The 14,268-nt window shown below is 35.2% G+C and carries 13 protein-coding genes and 1 pseudogene; 11 read left to right on the plus strand and 3 right to left on the minus strand.

What is annotated here, in order from left to right:
* Window positions 1–175 precede the first annotated feature (175 nt).
* Genes rlmN through hisF form a run of 3 tightly spaced genes read right to left on the minus strand, consistent with a single transcriptional unit; the run spans window position 176 to window position 2,567 of the window.
* Window positions 176–1,252 (minus strand): 23S rRNA (adenine(2503)-C(2))-methyltransferase RlmN, encoded by a 1,077-nt coding sequence (gene rlmN, locus CIGNP109_RS06305; protein WP_086228616.1) that lies wholly within the window; start codon window positions 1,250–1,252, stop codon window positions 176–178.
* Window positions 1,249–1,779 carry a phosphorylase family protein gene (locus tag CIGNP109_RS06310; RefSeq protein WP_086225306.1) on the minus strand — a complete coding sequence of 177 codons (531 nt, stop codon included), beginning with the start codon at window positions 1,777–1,779 and terminating at the stop codon, window positions 1,249–1,251. Before CIGNP109_RS06310 ends, rlmN begins: the two co-directional genes overlap by 4 nt.
* 26 nt (window positions 1,780–1,805) lie before the next feature.
* Window positions 1,806–2,567: an imidazole glycerol phosphate synthase subunit HisF gene (gene hisF, locus CIGNP109_RS06315; RefSeq protein ID WP_086228617.1), complete on the minus strand. Its 762-nt coding sequence runs from the start codon at window positions 2,565–2,567 to the stop codon at window positions 1,806–1,808.
* A gap of 63 nt (window positions 2,568–2,630) precedes the next feature.
* On the opposite strand from hisF, the gene rsmA reads away from it, so the two are divergent.
* The 11 genes and pseudogenes from rsmA to CIGNP109_RS06370 all read left to right on the plus strand — a co-directional run bounded on the left by rsmA (window position 2,631) and on the right by CIGNP109_RS06370 (window position 13,792).
* A complete protein-coding gene (rsmA, locus tag CIGNP109_RS06320) occupies window positions 2,631–3,437 on the plus strand; it encodes a 16S rRNA (adenine(1518)-N(6)/adenine(1519)-N(6))-dimethyltransferase RsmA (RefSeq protein WP_086228618.1) in 807 nt (268 codons plus the stop codon).
* Window positions 3,406–5,373: a ribonuclease J gene (locus tag CIGNP109_RS06325; RefSeq protein WP_086228619.1), complete on the plus strand. Its 1,968-nt coding sequence runs from the start codon at window positions 3,406–3,408 to the stop codon at window positions 5,371–5,373. Before rsmA ends, CIGNP109_RS06325 begins: the two co-directional genes overlap by 32 nt.
* 11 nt (window positions 5,374–5,384) lie before the next feature.
* Entirely contained in the window at window positions 5,385–6,338 is a 954-nt protein-coding gene (locus CIGNP109_RS06330) for a KpsF/GutQ family sugar-phosphate isomerase (RefSeq protein WP_086228620.1), read from the plus strand.
* Between the two features lies 1 nt (window position 6,339).
* The gene (locus CIGNP109_RS06335) at window positions 6,340–7,104 is read left to right on the plus strand and encodes a pseudouridine synthase (protein ID WP_086228621.1); all 765 of its coding nucleotides are present in this window, start codon (window positions 6,340–6,342) and stop codon (window positions 7,102–7,104) included.
* Between the two features lies 1 nt (window position 7,105).
* The gene (locus tag CIGNP109_RS06340; RefSeq protein WP_086228622.1) at window positions 7,106–8,053 is read left to right on the plus strand and encodes an HTH domain-containing protein; all 948 of its coding nucleotides are present in this window, start codon (window positions 7,106–7,108) and stop codon (window positions 8,051–8,053) included.
* An 82-nt stretch (window positions 8,054–8,135) separates the two neighbouring features.
* Window positions 8,136–8,210, plus strand: a pseudogene (locus CIGNP109_RS06345) (arsenate reductase/protein-tyrosine-phosphatase family protein); the annotation flags it as partial.
* 72 nt (window positions 8,211–8,282) lie between these two features.
* Window positions 8,283–8,804, plus strand: coding sequence for a DUF1643 domain-containing protein (locus CIGNP109_RS06350; RefSeq protein WP_086228624.1), 522 nt, complete (start codon window positions 8,283–8,285; stop codon window positions 8,802–8,804).
* 73 nt (window positions 8,805–8,877) lie between these two features.
* Complete coding sequence (locus CIGNP109_RS06355; protein WP_086228625.1) at window positions 8,878–9,780, plus strand: hypothetical protein; 903 nt, start codon at window positions 8,878–8,880, stop codon at window positions 9,778–9,780.
* 100 nt (window positions 9,781–9,880) lie between these two features.
* Window positions 9,881–11,227 (plus strand): PD-(D/E)XK nuclease family protein, encoded by a 1,347-nt coding sequence (locus tag CIGNP109_RS06360; protein ID WP_086228626.1) that lies wholly within the window; start codon window positions 9,881–9,883, stop codon window positions 11,225–11,227.
* 284 nt (window positions 11,228–11,511) lie between these two features.
* Window positions 11,512–13,020 (plus strand): DUF2779 domain-containing protein, encoded by a 1,509-nt coding sequence (locus tag CIGNP109_RS06365; RefSeq protein WP_086228627.1) that lies wholly within the window; start codon window positions 11,512–11,514, stop codon window positions 13,018–13,020.
* 67 nt (window positions 13,021–13,087) lie between these two features.
* Window positions 13,088–13,792: an SIR2 family NAD-dependent protein deacylase gene (locus CIGNP109_RS06370; protein ID WP_086228628.1), complete on the plus strand. Its 705-nt coding sequence runs from the start codon at window positions 13,088–13,090 to the stop codon at window positions 13,790–13,792.
* The last annotated feature ends 476 nt before the right edge of the window (window positions 13,793–14,268 follow it).

Here is a 14,268-nt window from a genome sequence, read left to right on the forward strand (position 1 = left end):
CCCCATCCCTAACTTAAAATATGATTAAAATTACTATAAAAAATAGTTAAATTTTTAAAGATGAGTTAGGGATAGATCAATTAGTATTAAAATTCATTTATCAGATTTTATCACATATATCATTCCGATTAATCCAATAGCAACGACAATGACAATAAAAACAAGTTGAATTATATCAAGCAGTGGCACTATTTTCCCCTTTACTTCGCTCTTTTAATTGACCGCAAGCAGCACTGATATCAAGTCCTTTACTTTGACGAATTGTGCATGTAACGCCACGAGATTGAAGGTAATCTCTGAATTTTTCTACATTTTCTTGCGATGGTCTTTGATATGGGCTACCTTCATGTGGATTGAAAAGGATTAAATTCACCTTTGCTTTAATCCCGTGAAGTAGCTTTACAAGGGCTTTTGCGTCGCTAAGATTGTCATTTATCTTATCCATTATTAGGTATTCGAACATAACTCTTTTTCTCATATCTATAGGGAATTGACGCACAGCATCCATCACACTAGCGATATTATAAGCCTTATTTACCGGCATTAATTTCTCTCTTAATTCATCTGTAACAGCGTGTAAAGATATAGCCAAAAGCACGCCCAAATCCATTTCGCCAAGCTTTTTAATCTGTGTAGCTAACCCACTTGTGCTAATAGTTTGGCGTCTTGCTCCTATAGCTAGACCATCATTATCTTTTAAAATATTTATAGTTTTTGATACATTATTTAGATTATCAAGAGGCTCTCCCATACCCATATATACGATATTTACGCGTCTCTCATATGGTATGTTATTTTCTCTTTTTATCCATAGAATTTGACCTACGATCTCACCAGCAGTTAAATTGCGTATGAAGCCACCTTTGGCCGTTAGACAAAAGCTACATCCCATCTTACAACCCACTTGAGAGCTGACACAGATAGTGTATCTAGCGTGTTTTTGTGTTTTGCCATTTTCATCTACAATCTCTTCTTTCATAGGCAAAAGAACGCTTTCAATTGTTTTGCCATCTTTAAGTTTAAAAAGATATTTTATACTTCCATCGCTACTAATCTCATTTTTGATCATCTCTAGTGGTTCGATATAAAATTCATTTTTTAATCTTTCTCTAATATCTTTTGGCAAGTTGCTCATCTCATCAAATGATCTTGCATTTTTTTTATATATCCACTCGTAAATTTGCTTTGTTCTAAATTTTGGCTGGATAAATTCAGACAGCTCCACTTGAGTATAATCAAGCAAATTTTTCATATAATTCCTTTTGATTTTAGATATTTTGTAATTATTTCTTTGGCTTGTGGATAATTTTTAATAAAATCATCATGTGCATTTTCATTGCAGTAGTTTGTGGAGCATAGAATGCATTCAAAATCTATTTTGAATAAGTTTGCTACACATCGTACACTGTAAGCTTCCATATTTTCAGCTGTGAAACCTAAATTTTTAAATTTTTTTGAAATTTCAGCTGAATTTGTAATGAAGTTTGATGAATTTATTAAAATTGTTTTTTGTGAAACATTAGGCAAATTTATCTTGATAGGAGTGTAGCTAAGCCCTATAATTCCACTAATTTCATAGTTAAACGCTAAAGAACTTTGGTAAATTTTAAGCAAATTTTCATTGCCATAAATTCCGCAACTTCCAATAAATATAATCTTTTTTGGTAGTTGTTTTAAATTAAGTAAAATTTTAGTTAAATTTATTGCTGGTTCAACCATTCCAATTCCAATTGTTGTAGCAAATTGAAAACTCTCCATTTCTCCGGCACAAACTATCAAAGTATTGCTATTAAGTTTATTTTGACTCAAATTCTGACCCCGATTCCATTATCTTTTAAAAATTCTTTTAATTTCATAATTTCAATCTCTTTATAATGAAATATGCTAGCTGCAAGCGCTGCATCAGCTCCATTTTGAAAAGCTTGCAAGATGTGCTGCATTGTGCCTGCTCCTCCACTAGCAATGACTGGAATTTGGATTGAGTTTGATATGGCCGATGTTATATTTAAGTCATATCCAGCCTTGGTTCCATCGCTATCCATAGAGGTTAAAAGTATCTCTCCAGCACCTAAATCATAGACTCTTTTAGCCCATTGTATCGCATCTAGTCCGGTATCTTTACGTCCTCCATGAACAAATACATTATAACTACCATTGCTATTTTTTTTGACATCTATAGCAACTACAATGCATTGAGAACCAAATTTATTAGCAGCTTCATAAATTAAATTTGGATTATCAACAGCTGATGAATTTAGGCTGACTTTATCACAGCCAACATTTAATAGCCTTGATATATCATCTATTTTACGAATTCCACCACCTACAGTAAGAGGGATAAATAATTGTTTTGCGACCTCTTCTACTACATGTACTATGGTATCTCTTCCATCGCTACTAGCTGTAATGTCTAAAAAACATAGTTCATCAGCGCCTTCATCATTATATCTTTTGGCTACTTCGATTGGATCACCAGCATCTTTTAACCCTACAAAATTAACACCTTTGACAACTCTTCCATTATTTACATCTAAGCAAGGTATGATTCTTTTAGCGAAATTTTCCATTTTTAAAACTTTTTATTTTTATTTTACTATAAATTCAGTCAAATTTAGCTAAAATAGCTACCTATGATACGTGCAAAAAAGAAATTTGGTCAGAATTTTTTAACCGATGAGAGCATAAAGCGTCAAATCATCCAAGCGATTCCCAATGATTTAGAAAGGATCGTAGAGATTGGGCCTGGCTTAGGTGATTTAACACAAAAGCTTGTACAACTGAGTGGAAAAATCGAGTGTTTTGAGATAGACAGCGAGCTTTATGAGATTTTGCTAGATAAATTTGCTAGTGAGATCTTGGAGCAAAAACTAAAAATAACTAACGCCAACGCTCTTGAATCCTGGGATGAGATAGCAAGACAGGACTATTTTTTAGTAGCGAATTTGCCATACTATGTAGCGACAAATATGATATTAAAAGCGCTTAGCGATAGCAGATGCAAGGGGCTTGTTGTTATGATTCAAAAAGAGGTAGCCTTGAAATTTAGCGCACAACCAGGTGATAGCGAGTTTAGTGCTTTGGCTATTTTAGCTGGAGTTAGGGGTGATGTAGAGTTGCTCTTTGATGTGCCTGCAACTGCGTTTAATCCAGAGCCAAAGGTTGTCTCAGCGGTGATTAGAATTATGAAAAATAGAAATTTAGTAGATGATTTTGAGCTTGGTGAATTTGAGCGGTTTTTAAGGTCTGCGTTTGTTGCTCCACGTAAAACTTTACTTAAAAATTTAGCTTGTTTTTGCTCAAAGTCTATTGTAGAGAGCTTTTTGGCTAAACATAATTTACCGCTTACTACTCGTCCTCATGAGCTTTGTGTCGCCTTATATTTAAAACTATTTAAAGAGGCTAAAAATGAACGAAGAGAATGCACAAACTCTAGGTGAAAAACCTAGCAAAAAAAGAAGATATCGCAATCATAAAGATAATCTAAAAAAAGAGGCGAAACACGCAGCTAAGGATCAAAATTCGCAAATTGATGAAACTACCAAAACTGATGAGTCAAAAGAGCAAACCAAAAAAGCTAAAAAGCGTCGCAAAAATAGCAATCCAACAGTAAAAATCAGTGGCAACGAAGAGTGGCAAAAAGATATGAAAGCCGCCATAGAAGCGAATAAGGCTAGTCATGAGTTGCGTCTTGAACCACTCAAATACCTAAATTCAACCGAACACAAAATTACTATAACTCCGCTTGGCGGTCTTGGCGAGATCGGCGGCAATATGACTATTTTTGAGACAAATAACGATGCGATTATCATTGATATCGGTATGAGTTTTCCTACTGAGAGTATGCATGGCGTGGATATTTTGGTGCCAGATTTTGACTATGTCAGAAAGATCAAAAACAAAATCAGAGGCATTATCATCACTCACGCACACGAAGATCATATCGGTGCGGTGCCATATTTTTTCAAAGAATTTCAATTCCCGATTTATGCTACGCCACTTCCACTGGGGATGATAAGCAATAAATTTGAAGAGCATGGGCTAAAGTCTTATAGAAGCTACTTTCGCCCGATTGAAAAACGCAAGGTCTATGAGCTTGGGGAATTTAAATTTGAGCTTATACATATCACTCACTCTATAATCGATGCTAGTGCGTTAGCCATCACTACAAAGGCTGGAACTATAATCCACACTGGCGATTTCAAGATTGATCACACCCCAATCGATGGCTATCCAACGGATTTAAATCGCTTAGCATATTATGGCGAAAGGGGCGTTTTGTGCTTATTAAGCGACTCTACAAACAGCTACAAAGATGGAATTACAAAAAGTGAAAGTAGTGTAGGAAAGACCTTTGATTCTATATTTGCTACCGCTAAGGGCAGGGTGATAATGAGCACATTTAGCTCAAATATCCATAGAGTTTATCAAGCTATCGAGCGTGGTATAAAATATGGCCGAAAAGTCTGCGTGATAGGCAGAAGTATGGAGAGAAATCTATGGACGGCTATCGAGCTTGGATATGTGAATTTAGATCGCAAGATTTTTATCGATGCAAATGAAGTTGTCAAATATCCAGATAATGAGGTTTTAATAGTCACAACAGGCAGTCAAGGCGAGACAATGAGCGCTCTATATAGGATGGCAACTGATGAGCATAAATATATCAAAATCAAGCCAAGTGATCAAGTAATCATCAGTTCCAAAGCAATTCCTGGCAATGAAACTAGCGTATCAACGATTTTGAATTTCTTATTAAAAAGTGGAGCAAGTGTGGCTCATCAAGATTTTAGCGAAATTCATGTAAGCGGCCACGCAGCCCAAGAGGAGCAAAAGCTTATGCTAAGGCTGATTAAACCTAAATTTTTCCTTCCAGTTCATGGCGAGTATAATCACATAGTTAAGCACAAAGAGACAGCGATGAGCTGTGGAATTGATGAGAGAAATATATATTTGATGAGTGATGGAGATCAAGTTGAAGTATGCCAACGACACATAAAACGGGTAAAAACGGTTAAAACCGGCAAAGTCTTCATCGATAATCAGATAAATAAACAGATCGCCGATGATGTAGTAATTGATCGTCAAAAGTTAGCTGAGGCTGGAGTTATTACTATCATTTCACAAATTGATAAAAATGCTAAAACTCTAATTCATAATAGAGTAATTAGCTATGGATTAGTAAGCGAAAGACATACAAGAAGTCTAAGTAAAGAGCTTGAAGAGATATTGCTGCAATTTTTAACTAATGTCAAAGATGATATGCTAAATGACCAAAGAGCGTTAGAAAATCAAATTCGTCAAGTTATTAGAAAGCATATATTTAGAAAGCTTAAAAAATATCCGACAATTGTACCAGTTGTCTATCTGATGTAACGGAGTTAAAAATGGATATAGCTAAAATTGCAAGTGAAGTTTTAAATTTAGAAGCTGATGAGTTAAGGCGTCAGGCTGGTTTAGTTGGTAGCGAATTTCAAAAAGCTGTAAATTTAATTTATAGCTGCAAAGGCAAGCTAATAGTAACTGGAGTTGGCAAAAGCGGCCATATTGGAGCTAAGATTGCTGCTACTTTAGCAAGTACTGGAACGCCTAGCTTTTTTATCCATCCAACAGAGGCTATGCATGGTGATTTGGGAATGATTGGGAGTGATGATGCAGTTTTGGCTATTAGTTATAGTGGCGAAAGTAGCGAGCTATTAGCTATTCTTCCGCATATTAAAAGAAGAAATATAAAAATCATAGGCATCTCTAAATCAGGTTCAAGCTTAGCCAATTTAAGTGATGTAAATTTAAATATAGATATAGAGCGTGAAGCTTGTCCAATAGGTGCAGCACCTACAGTATCAACTACGCTAACCTTAGCGCTTGGTGATGCGTTAGCTGTTTGCCTTATGAAGCTTAGAGATTTTAAAAGCGAGGATTTTGCAGCATTTCATCCAGGTGGAAGCCTTGGCAAAAGGCTATATCTAAAGGTAAAAGATACTATGAGAAAATCAAATTTACCAATTGCCAAAGATGATATATCGTTAAAATCAGCCATTACAACAATGAGCGAAGGTAGATTAGGTAGTGTGATTTTAGTAGATAATGATGGCAAGCTTAGTGGAATTTTAAGCGATGGAGATTTAAGAAGAGCATTAGAGCAAGATAGTTTTGATATTAACTCTAAGGCTATAGAATTTGCAACCAAAAATCCAAAAACTCTAGATAATCCAGATATGTTAGCATATGATGCATTTAGATTAATAGAAGAGTATAAGATTCAAATTCTCATAATACAAAAAGATCAAAAACCAATAGGTCTTTTACATATTCATGATTTAACGAGCTTAGGGCTATAAAATGCGTATCAATAAATTTATCTCACACAATACAAACTACTCACGCCGTGAGGCTGATGAGCTTATCAAGGCTGGTAAGGTCAGTATAAATGGGCGAATTATAAGCGACTTATCAACCGATATCAAAGATGGCGATAAGGTAAGAATCGGCTCAAGGCTAGTTAAGCTCAAAAAAGAATTTAGCGTCATAGTCTATAACAAGCCAAAAGGCGAGCTAGTAACCAAAAGGGACGATCGTGGCAGAAGGACGATTTATGATAGTTTGCCACGGGGATTTTCTAAATTTATTAGTATCGGTAGGCTAGATTTTGCTAGTGAGGGGCTTTTGCTTTTGACTGACGCTCCTGCGATTGCTCAGGCTCTTATGGATAGTGATATAGAGCGTGAATACTACCTAAAAATTAAAGGTAATATCACAGAACAAGTTATAAATGCGATGCGTGAAGGCTTTTTCGCTAAGGATGCTACTAAAGGAGCTCACGCCAAAACAAAGCAAATTTCAATGGAATTTAAACCATTTTTAGCCTATAGAATTATAAGCCAAAGTGGTGGCTATACAAGGCTAAAAGTCATCATAAATGAAGGGCAAAATAGAGAGTTAAGAAGGTTTTTTGGCTATTTTGATTTAGAGGTTATGGATCTAAAGCGAGTTAGCTTTGGTAGGGTTAGCTTAGATCAATTAGGCGAGGGGAAATGGCGGTATTTCACGAATTCCGAATATGATGATTTAAGAGATTTTTTAAAACGAAATGGAGTGAGATATTGATATGGCAAAATCTATTATAGAGGTGGCAAAGGAGATATTAGAGCGTAAAAAAGAGGCGTTAAATCCAATTAAAATGTATCATATAGCAAATGAAATGGGGCTTACTAAAGAGCTAAATTTAAATGGCAAAACGCCGTGGCAGAGTTTTGGAGCTGCTATTTATATGAATGTTAAAGAAGCAGATAGCATTTTTGAAGTAGTGGCTACAAAACCTATTATGCTTATAAAGCTAAAAGAACAAGATATAAATTTAGAAGCTCAAATAGAGAAAAATAGCGAGATAAAAGAGCCAAAAACTTCTTATAGCGAAAGGGATTTGCATCCGCTTTTAAGTAGATTTGTCTCTTTTAATGAGAATTTTAAAGCCTATACAAAGACGATTTATCACGAAAGTAGCAAAAAATCCCAAAAAGGCGCAGACAAATGGCTATATCCAGATATAGTTGGTGTGAGTTTTGAGTATAAGGATTATCAAAAAGAGTTAAATAGATTTATAGGCAAATTTGACTCTTTGCCGATTAAAATTTACGCTTTTGAGATGAAAAAGCATCTTAGTGTTGGTAATTTTAGAGAGTATTACTTTCAAGCTGTGAGTAACTCAAGCTGGGCAAATGAGGGCTATTTGGTCGCACTTGATATCGATGAGAGTGATGAGGAGCTTATGGATTTAATCAAGCGCCTTAGCTATTCATTTGGTATAGGGATTGTAAGTCTAAGCTCACAAAATGTCGATGAGAGTGTGATTTTGGCTAGGGCGAGATTTAGGGAGAGACTGGATTATTCTGTGATGAGTGAGTTAAGCGATAAAAATCCTGATTTTAAAAAATTTCTTGAGAGCGTAGAAGAGTTTAATATAGAAAAAGATTATAGAAGCAAAAGTGAATTTGATGATGTTTTAGATGATGAGAGATTAGAAAGTTATCTAAAAGAGAAGAAAATTAAAGGATAAAAATAAATTTAATAGCAATACGATGCTTCGCAGCTGCTAAATAAATTTAAAAGATTTTTAAAATAAGTGGAGCAAAATATCGATGGTTAAATCAATTTTGTTTGTATGTCTTGGTAATATTTGTCGCTCGCCTTTGGCTGAAGGCATCGCAAGAAAGGCGCTTAATTTTTTAAGTTAAAATTAGAGAATTCTAGAATTCCTAAGATAATTAAAATTAAAAGGATATAAAATGTATAAATGGAAAAATGGCTTTGAGCCTGATATTTGCGATAAAGACGAGCAATGTAGATATGTGCTTGGCAAAAAAGGCAATAAAACAATGATTTGTATAGGGGCGAATCCTAGCGTAGCAAAAGGCAATGAGTCTGACAAGACTATGAATAATATTTGTTCTATTTTAGCAAACAATGGCTATGACGGCTATGTGATGATAAATTTATATCCGCTAATATCTGCTAACCCAGATGAGCTTCCGGATGACTTTGATGAGAAAATACACGCAAAAAATTTAGCCAAAATCGAGGCAGTTTTGGCTGAGTTTAAAAATAGTGATATTTTGCTTTGCTATGGTGGTGTTTTAAATAAGCGTAAATATTTGAAAGAACCTTGCTTAAAAGATATTTTAAAGCTTTTTGATGGACATAAAATAAAATGTCTTGGAACCACAAAAAATGGCTTACCAAAGCATCCATCACGCATAAGCACTAAAAGCGAAATAATTGATTTTAAAATAAAAAACGACAACAAATAGTCTGCAATTCTAGCTAAAATTCTAGCTAGAATTGCCAAAATGCAAAAAATGTATCGGCAGAAAGGATAATAAAATGGATACAAATCTTACAAACTACTTGGAATTCTTAGAGAATTCTAGCAAATTCAAAGCGATGGATAAAGCTGCGAAGGCGCAAATGCTAAGCCAAATAAATGAACTTATTAAGAGCGAGGCTCTTTGGGTGCGAAACTCACACAAAGATGAGATTAAAAGGCGCATTTCAAAGGCTCTTTTTGCTAGGCTTTATAGTGACAAAAAAGATGAAATCATCGCAAAAATCAAAGAAAAGCAAATTGCGATTTTTAGTGTGTTTAGCAAGGAACCAAATCAAAAATACCCAAAAGAGCTAAAAGAGCTTAGAAAGCGTGGAGATATAGAATTTGCCGTAGCTTTTGGTCGTGGCAAGGACGAGAGCGGCGAGAGTATTTTTGCCACTACCTTTATCGCATTTGCCAAATCAGCAAGCCTGCCTATCTCGCCTATCGCCCAAAGGGTAGTTCGCAAGTATGAGTGTGGTGGCAAGTATATTTGCGGGATAAATAGATTTAAAATTTATGATGCTTTTGATGAGAGTAGCGAGTTCTATGGCATTGCCAAAAAGTGCGATATAATCAATTTTAATAAGCAATGCGAGATAAATTTGGCTTTGCTTAAAGAGCTGATTTTTCTGCCTTGGTGGATAAAGGACTTTGCTTTTACTCACGCTAAGGTGCTGTTTTATGAGCGGCTCTGCGATGAGATAATAAGCGCAAATAGGCAAGTAATCGGCTCGGTTACTGGGCAAACTGCTCGCTCGCTGTGGAGCGATAACTACGATGCAAGCTCGTATTTTAAAACCCCAGAGCCAAGCAATACCACGCTAAGCGATGTATTTAAAGTGATAGCAGACAAAGTGGAAGAAGATAGGAATTTTAAGTGGTTTACGCAAAGAGAGCTAGAAAAAGACTTTAAATAGTCTGCTTATTTTGTTAAAATTGATACTTTAAAAAAGTTATAGTTTTACTATAATCATAAAATTTTTGAAATTCTAAAACTAAATCTTTTAAGGAGAGAAAATGACTAAAATATTGCTAAATAAAGTTTTTGTTGGTGAGTATTTAGATAAAAATATTGGTCACGAAGCAGTATGTCTTTTTAAGGCGGATAATGGTGAGCATTATATTTATGTAACACCTTATGGTGAAGTTAGTAAAACAAATGAGCTTAAAGAGAATGATTATATTCTTTTAGTAAGAAGTGGTATACAAAAAAAATTTTTAGAAGTCATAGGCTATGCTACTGGATTAGAGTGTATTTGTAGTAAAGAATTTTTAAAATGTAAGAATAACAATAAAAACGATAAAATAAAAGCGCAAAAAGAATGGATAGAAAAGGATAATATACGATATGGTGGCGCATTGCTTACTGAAATATTAGAAAGTAAAAATACAAAAAAATCAGATGGAACAGAGTATAAAAAAACAGCATTTTATACTTCATTTAGAGCCAAAAAAGTGAAGTTGGCAAAGGAAAAAATATACATTACTAGAGATAAAGAAGAGAAAGAGAAAGACGGAGAATATGAAAATATATGTTATATCCCTTATACTTTTACAAGAAATACTCAGTATTTGTATGATGGCTTACTTTTGGGGAAAAATAAAGATAAAGAAGTAAAATTAGAAAAACTTATTAAAGTTATTGAAAATGATAAGTTTTGGGACGATAATATTAAAAAAATCTATCTAAAGGCTGAAGATTTTGAATGCCTTGTAAAAAATGAAAATTTAAGTTTTATGAAAATTATAGGCAAACAAAATGATGAACTGGCATTTTCGAACTGGATAAGCTACTGGCTTGATGAGGATAGAGAGTTATTAGCTAAATTTTGCCAAAAATTTACCAACACGGAAATAGACAAAGAAAATACTAGGATTTTTAGAGAATATGAAAATATAGATATTTACATAAAAGATGACAAAAATGCTATCGTGATAGAAAATAAAATTAAATCTGGTATAAATGGTATAAAGCAAGATGAAGAAACAAACGAAATAACAAGCCAGCTCGATAAATATTATGGTGTTGCCAAAGAAAAAGATAATGAAGGAAAAGAAAGAGAAGTTAAATGTATTTTACTTTTACCAAACCATCACAATATAGTAAAAGAATATGCAACGGAAAACAGCGAAAAAATATATAAGACTTCAAAGGGCATTGAATACAAAATTCTAACATATGCCGATATTTATAGCTTCTTTAAAAAATATTTTGAAAATAATAAGCCAAAAACAGATTTTGAAGAAGCAATGCGCAAGGAGTTTCTAAAAGCCTTAGAGCCACATACAAAACCATACCAAAATGAGCTTTACGAAACAGCTATGTATAGATTGGCAAAAAAAATTATAAGTTTGAATAAATAACATTAGGAATGAGCATTTTAATACTCATTCCTAATCTAAAATTCTCATAAAGCCAAAAACCGACAATAAATAGTCTGCTTTATATGCTAGAATTCCTATAAAATTTATAAAATCAAAGGAATTCTAGATGGAAAAATATCAGCCACAAAGTCTAGCCGAGCTAAAGGAGCTAGGCTTAAAATAATACTCGTTCCTAAAGTAAAATACTCACAAGCTCAAAAATACGATATAAAATCGTCTGCCAAATATGCTAAAATTACAAAAATAAAAAAAAGGATAACAAAATGGCTCTTTCAAAATCTCTATATATAAATGGTATGCAGTGTCCTAAGCTGCTGTGGCTAAGCAAGCATCGCAAGGGCGATAGGAGCGTGTTTGCGCCTGATGCTAGCTTGGAGGCTGTTTTTGAGCGTGGAAATGAAGTTGGCGATCTAGCGTGCGAGCTTTTCCCAAATGGAGAGCGCATTGAGTGGGAGGGCACGAGCTTTGATGAGAAAATTGCGCGAACAAAAGAACTAATTGAGCGTGGTGTTCGCTACATTTATGAAGCTACTTTTAGCTTTGGCGGAGCACTTATTATGGTAGATATTTTAGAGATTTGCGCTGATGGTAGCCTTATTATAAACGAAGTAAAATCAAGCACCAGCGTAAGCCCTGTGTATATGGATGATACGGCTTTTCAGTATTTTGTGCTAACTAGCCTTGGCTACAATGTAAAAGCTGTAAATTTAATATATCTAAATAGCGAGTATGTGCGTGGGGACGAGCTTGATTTGCGTGGACTTTTTATCAGCGAAGACCTTACTGAAAACGCCAAAGAGCAGTTTAATAATGTGCGTGAAAATATCGCTCGCTTTGAGAGAATTCTAGAATTCCCTAATGAACCAGAGTGCGATATAGACATGCATTGCTACGAGCCTTATACTTGTGGGGCATTTGAATACTGCTGGGCTGGGGTGGCGCAAGGCTCAGTCTTTGATATCGGCTCAAAGCTTGGAGTGAAATTTTACAAAAAAGACAAGTTTGCGCTGTGGCACTCGGGCGTAAAAAATATAGATGATATAAAGGATATTTCGAGCTTTCCAGCCTACCAGCAAATACAGCTAAAAGCCCATAAAGAAAAATCTAGAATTCTTAATGCCAATGCTGTGCGTGAGTTTTTAGACACGCTTAGCTATCCGCTTTATCATCTTGATTTTGAGACATTTCAAAGCGCAGTTCCGCTGTGGCGTGGGGCTAAGCCATACGAACAGACGCCATTTCAGTATTCGCTTCACATTGACAAGGGCGATGGTAGCGAGCCAGAGCATAAGGAGTTTTTGCCTACTGAGTTTTGCGACCCACGCAGAGCTTTGGCTCTTAGCCTAGTGCGTGATATACCAAAGGGCGTTTGCTCGCTAGCCTATAATGCGCAGTTTGAAAAGGGAGTTTTAAGACGACTAGCTGAGCTTTTCCCTGATTTGAGCGAGCATTTGATGGATATTCATAATAATATGAAAGACCTTATGGAGCCTTTTGCTAAGCGTGATTTTTACGACTGGCGACAAAACGGTAGCTACTCTATCAAAAAAATCCAGCCCATACTAGCCCCAAGCATAGATGATGGCTACAAAGCAATGGCGAGCCGTGGCGAGATATCAAACGGCGGCGAGGCGATGAATGCTTTTCCAGCTTTTGCTACTATGAGTAGCGAGCAAATCGCCAAAAAACGCAAAGAGCTATTAGCTTATTGCGGACTTGATACACTGGCTATGGTAAAGGTGCTTGAAGGACTAAAAGAGCTGGTAAAATAGGTATTTGCAGCTATAAAAAATAGTCTGGAATTTTGGCTAGAGTTATTAGTATTTTTAAGGAGTAAAGATGAAAAAAGTGCTAATTTTAAGTGGTGCTGGGCTATCAGCTGAGAGTGGGCTAAGGACTTTTAGAGACTCTGACGGACTTTGGGAAGAGTATGATATAGAAGAGGTCTGCTCGGCTAGGGGTTTTAAAAAAGATAGGCAAAAAGTGCTGGACTTTTACGACAAGCGCAGGGCTCAGCTAGCAGAGTGCGAGCCAAACGAGGCTCACCGCATGATAGCTCGTATAAAGGCAAAATACCCCGAGCAAATCGCAGTTCTAACGCAAAATGTAGATGATTTGTTAGAGCGGGCAGGCTGCGTGGATGTCGTTCATTTGCACGGATTTTTGCCTGAGATTTACTGCCAAAATTGTAAAAAAGTAGAGTATATCGGCTACGAGGCTATAAATGCTAGAGAGCATATTTGTAAATGTGGGTGTAAGAAGTTTCGCCACAATATCGTTATGTTTGGCGAAGCAGCACCTTTTTATGCTACTTTATACCACGAGCTAGAAGATTTACGATATGCTAAGGACTCACTATTTGTATGCATAGGCACGAGTGGTCAAGTGCTAAATGTGGCAAGCTTTGCTAAATACGCTAAAAAGAGTATTTTAAACAACCTTGATAAAAGCGATATAGACCATGCATTCAGCAAATGCTACATAGAAAAAGCCACAACTGCTGCACCAAAAATAGAAGTTGATATAGAGAAGTTTTTTAGCTAGAATTTTAGCAAAATAGCTATATAGAGCTTAAGAGATGTGCTTGTTTTAATATTCATATTGGATACTGGGTGTAAGTAGTGTAGAAAACACAGAAAACATGTTTAATGGAGCTAGGGCTTTTAATCAGCTCTTAGATAAGTCAGCAAATCTTAAAATTTAGTGCCGCATGTTTCATAATTGTAAAGGTTTTACCTACTTACTAAACGATAAAAAATGCAAAAAGATTACTTACCACGCTGTTATTTTATCTATGAAGCGATAAATAAATAGTGTGGTAATTACTCACGCTATTTATTTGCTAACAAGGTGTATAATTTGCAAATTATATACTTGCTAAAATTTTATAATTTGGTTAAAATATTTACAAATTGCTTCGCTAATTTTACAACTTATAAAAAAATATAAGAAACCGTGCTTTTCATAATGAAAATCTATTAAAAATACAACAAAATGGCTTACCAAGACTGAGCGCAAAA

The sequence above is a fragment of the Campylobacter sp. P0109 genome (assembly GCF_002138755.1).
GTDB classification, from domain to species: domain Bacteria; phylum Campylobacterota; class Campylobacteria; order Campylobacterales; family Campylobacteraceae; genus Campylobacter; species Campylobacter devanensis.

Excerpts from the sequence above, each read along its gene's own strand:
- CIGNP109_RS06360 (WP_086228626.1), top strand. The coding sequence starts at position 9,881 with ATGACTAAAATATTGCTAAATAAAGTTTTTGTTGGTGAGTATTTAGAT.
- rsmA (WP_086228618.1), top strand. The coding sequence starts at position 2,631 with ATGATACGTGCAAAAAAGAAATTTGGTCAGAATTTTTTAACCGATGAG.
- CIGNP109_RS06355 (WP_086228625.1), top strand. The coding sequence starts at position 8,878 with ATGGATACAAATCTTACAAACTACTTGGAATTCTTAGAGAATTCTAGC.
- CIGNP109_RS06350 (WP_086228624.1), top strand. The coding sequence starts at position 8,283 with ATGTATAAATGGAAAAATGGCTTTGAGCCTGATATTTGCGATAAAGAC.
- CIGNP109_RS06335 (WP_086228621.1), top strand. The coding sequence starts at position 6,340 with ATGCGTATCAATAAATTTATCTCACACAATACAAACTACTCACGCCGT.
- CIGNP109_RS06370 (WP_086228628.1), top strand. The coding sequence starts at position 13,088 with ATGAAAAAAGTGCTAATTTTAAGTGGTGCTGGGCTATCAGCTGAGAGT.
- hisF (WP_086228617.1), bottom strand. The coding sequence starts at position 2,567 with ATGGAAAATTTCGCTAAAAGAATCATACCTTGCTTAGATGTAAATAAT.
- CIGNP109_RS06340 (WP_086228622.1), top strand. The coding sequence starts at position 7,106 with ATGGCAAAATCTATTATAGAGGTGGCAAAGGAGATATTAGAGCGTAAA.
- rlmN (WP_086228616.1), bottom strand. The coding sequence starts at position 1,252 with ATGAAAAATTTGCTTGATTATACTCAAGTGGAGCTGTCTGAATTTATC.
- CIGNP109_RS06365 (WP_086228627.1), top strand. The coding sequence starts at position 11,512 with ATGGCTCTTTCAAAATCTCTATATATAAATGGTATGCAGTGTCCTAAG.
- CIGNP109_RS06325 (WP_086228619.1), top strand. The coding sequence starts at position 3,406 with ATGAACGAAGAGAATGCACAAACTCTAGGTGAAAAACCTAGCAAAAAA.
- CIGNP109_RS06330 (WP_086228620.1), top strand. The coding sequence starts at position 5,385 with ATGGATATAGCTAAAATTGCAAGTGAAGTTTTAAATTTAGAAGCTGAT.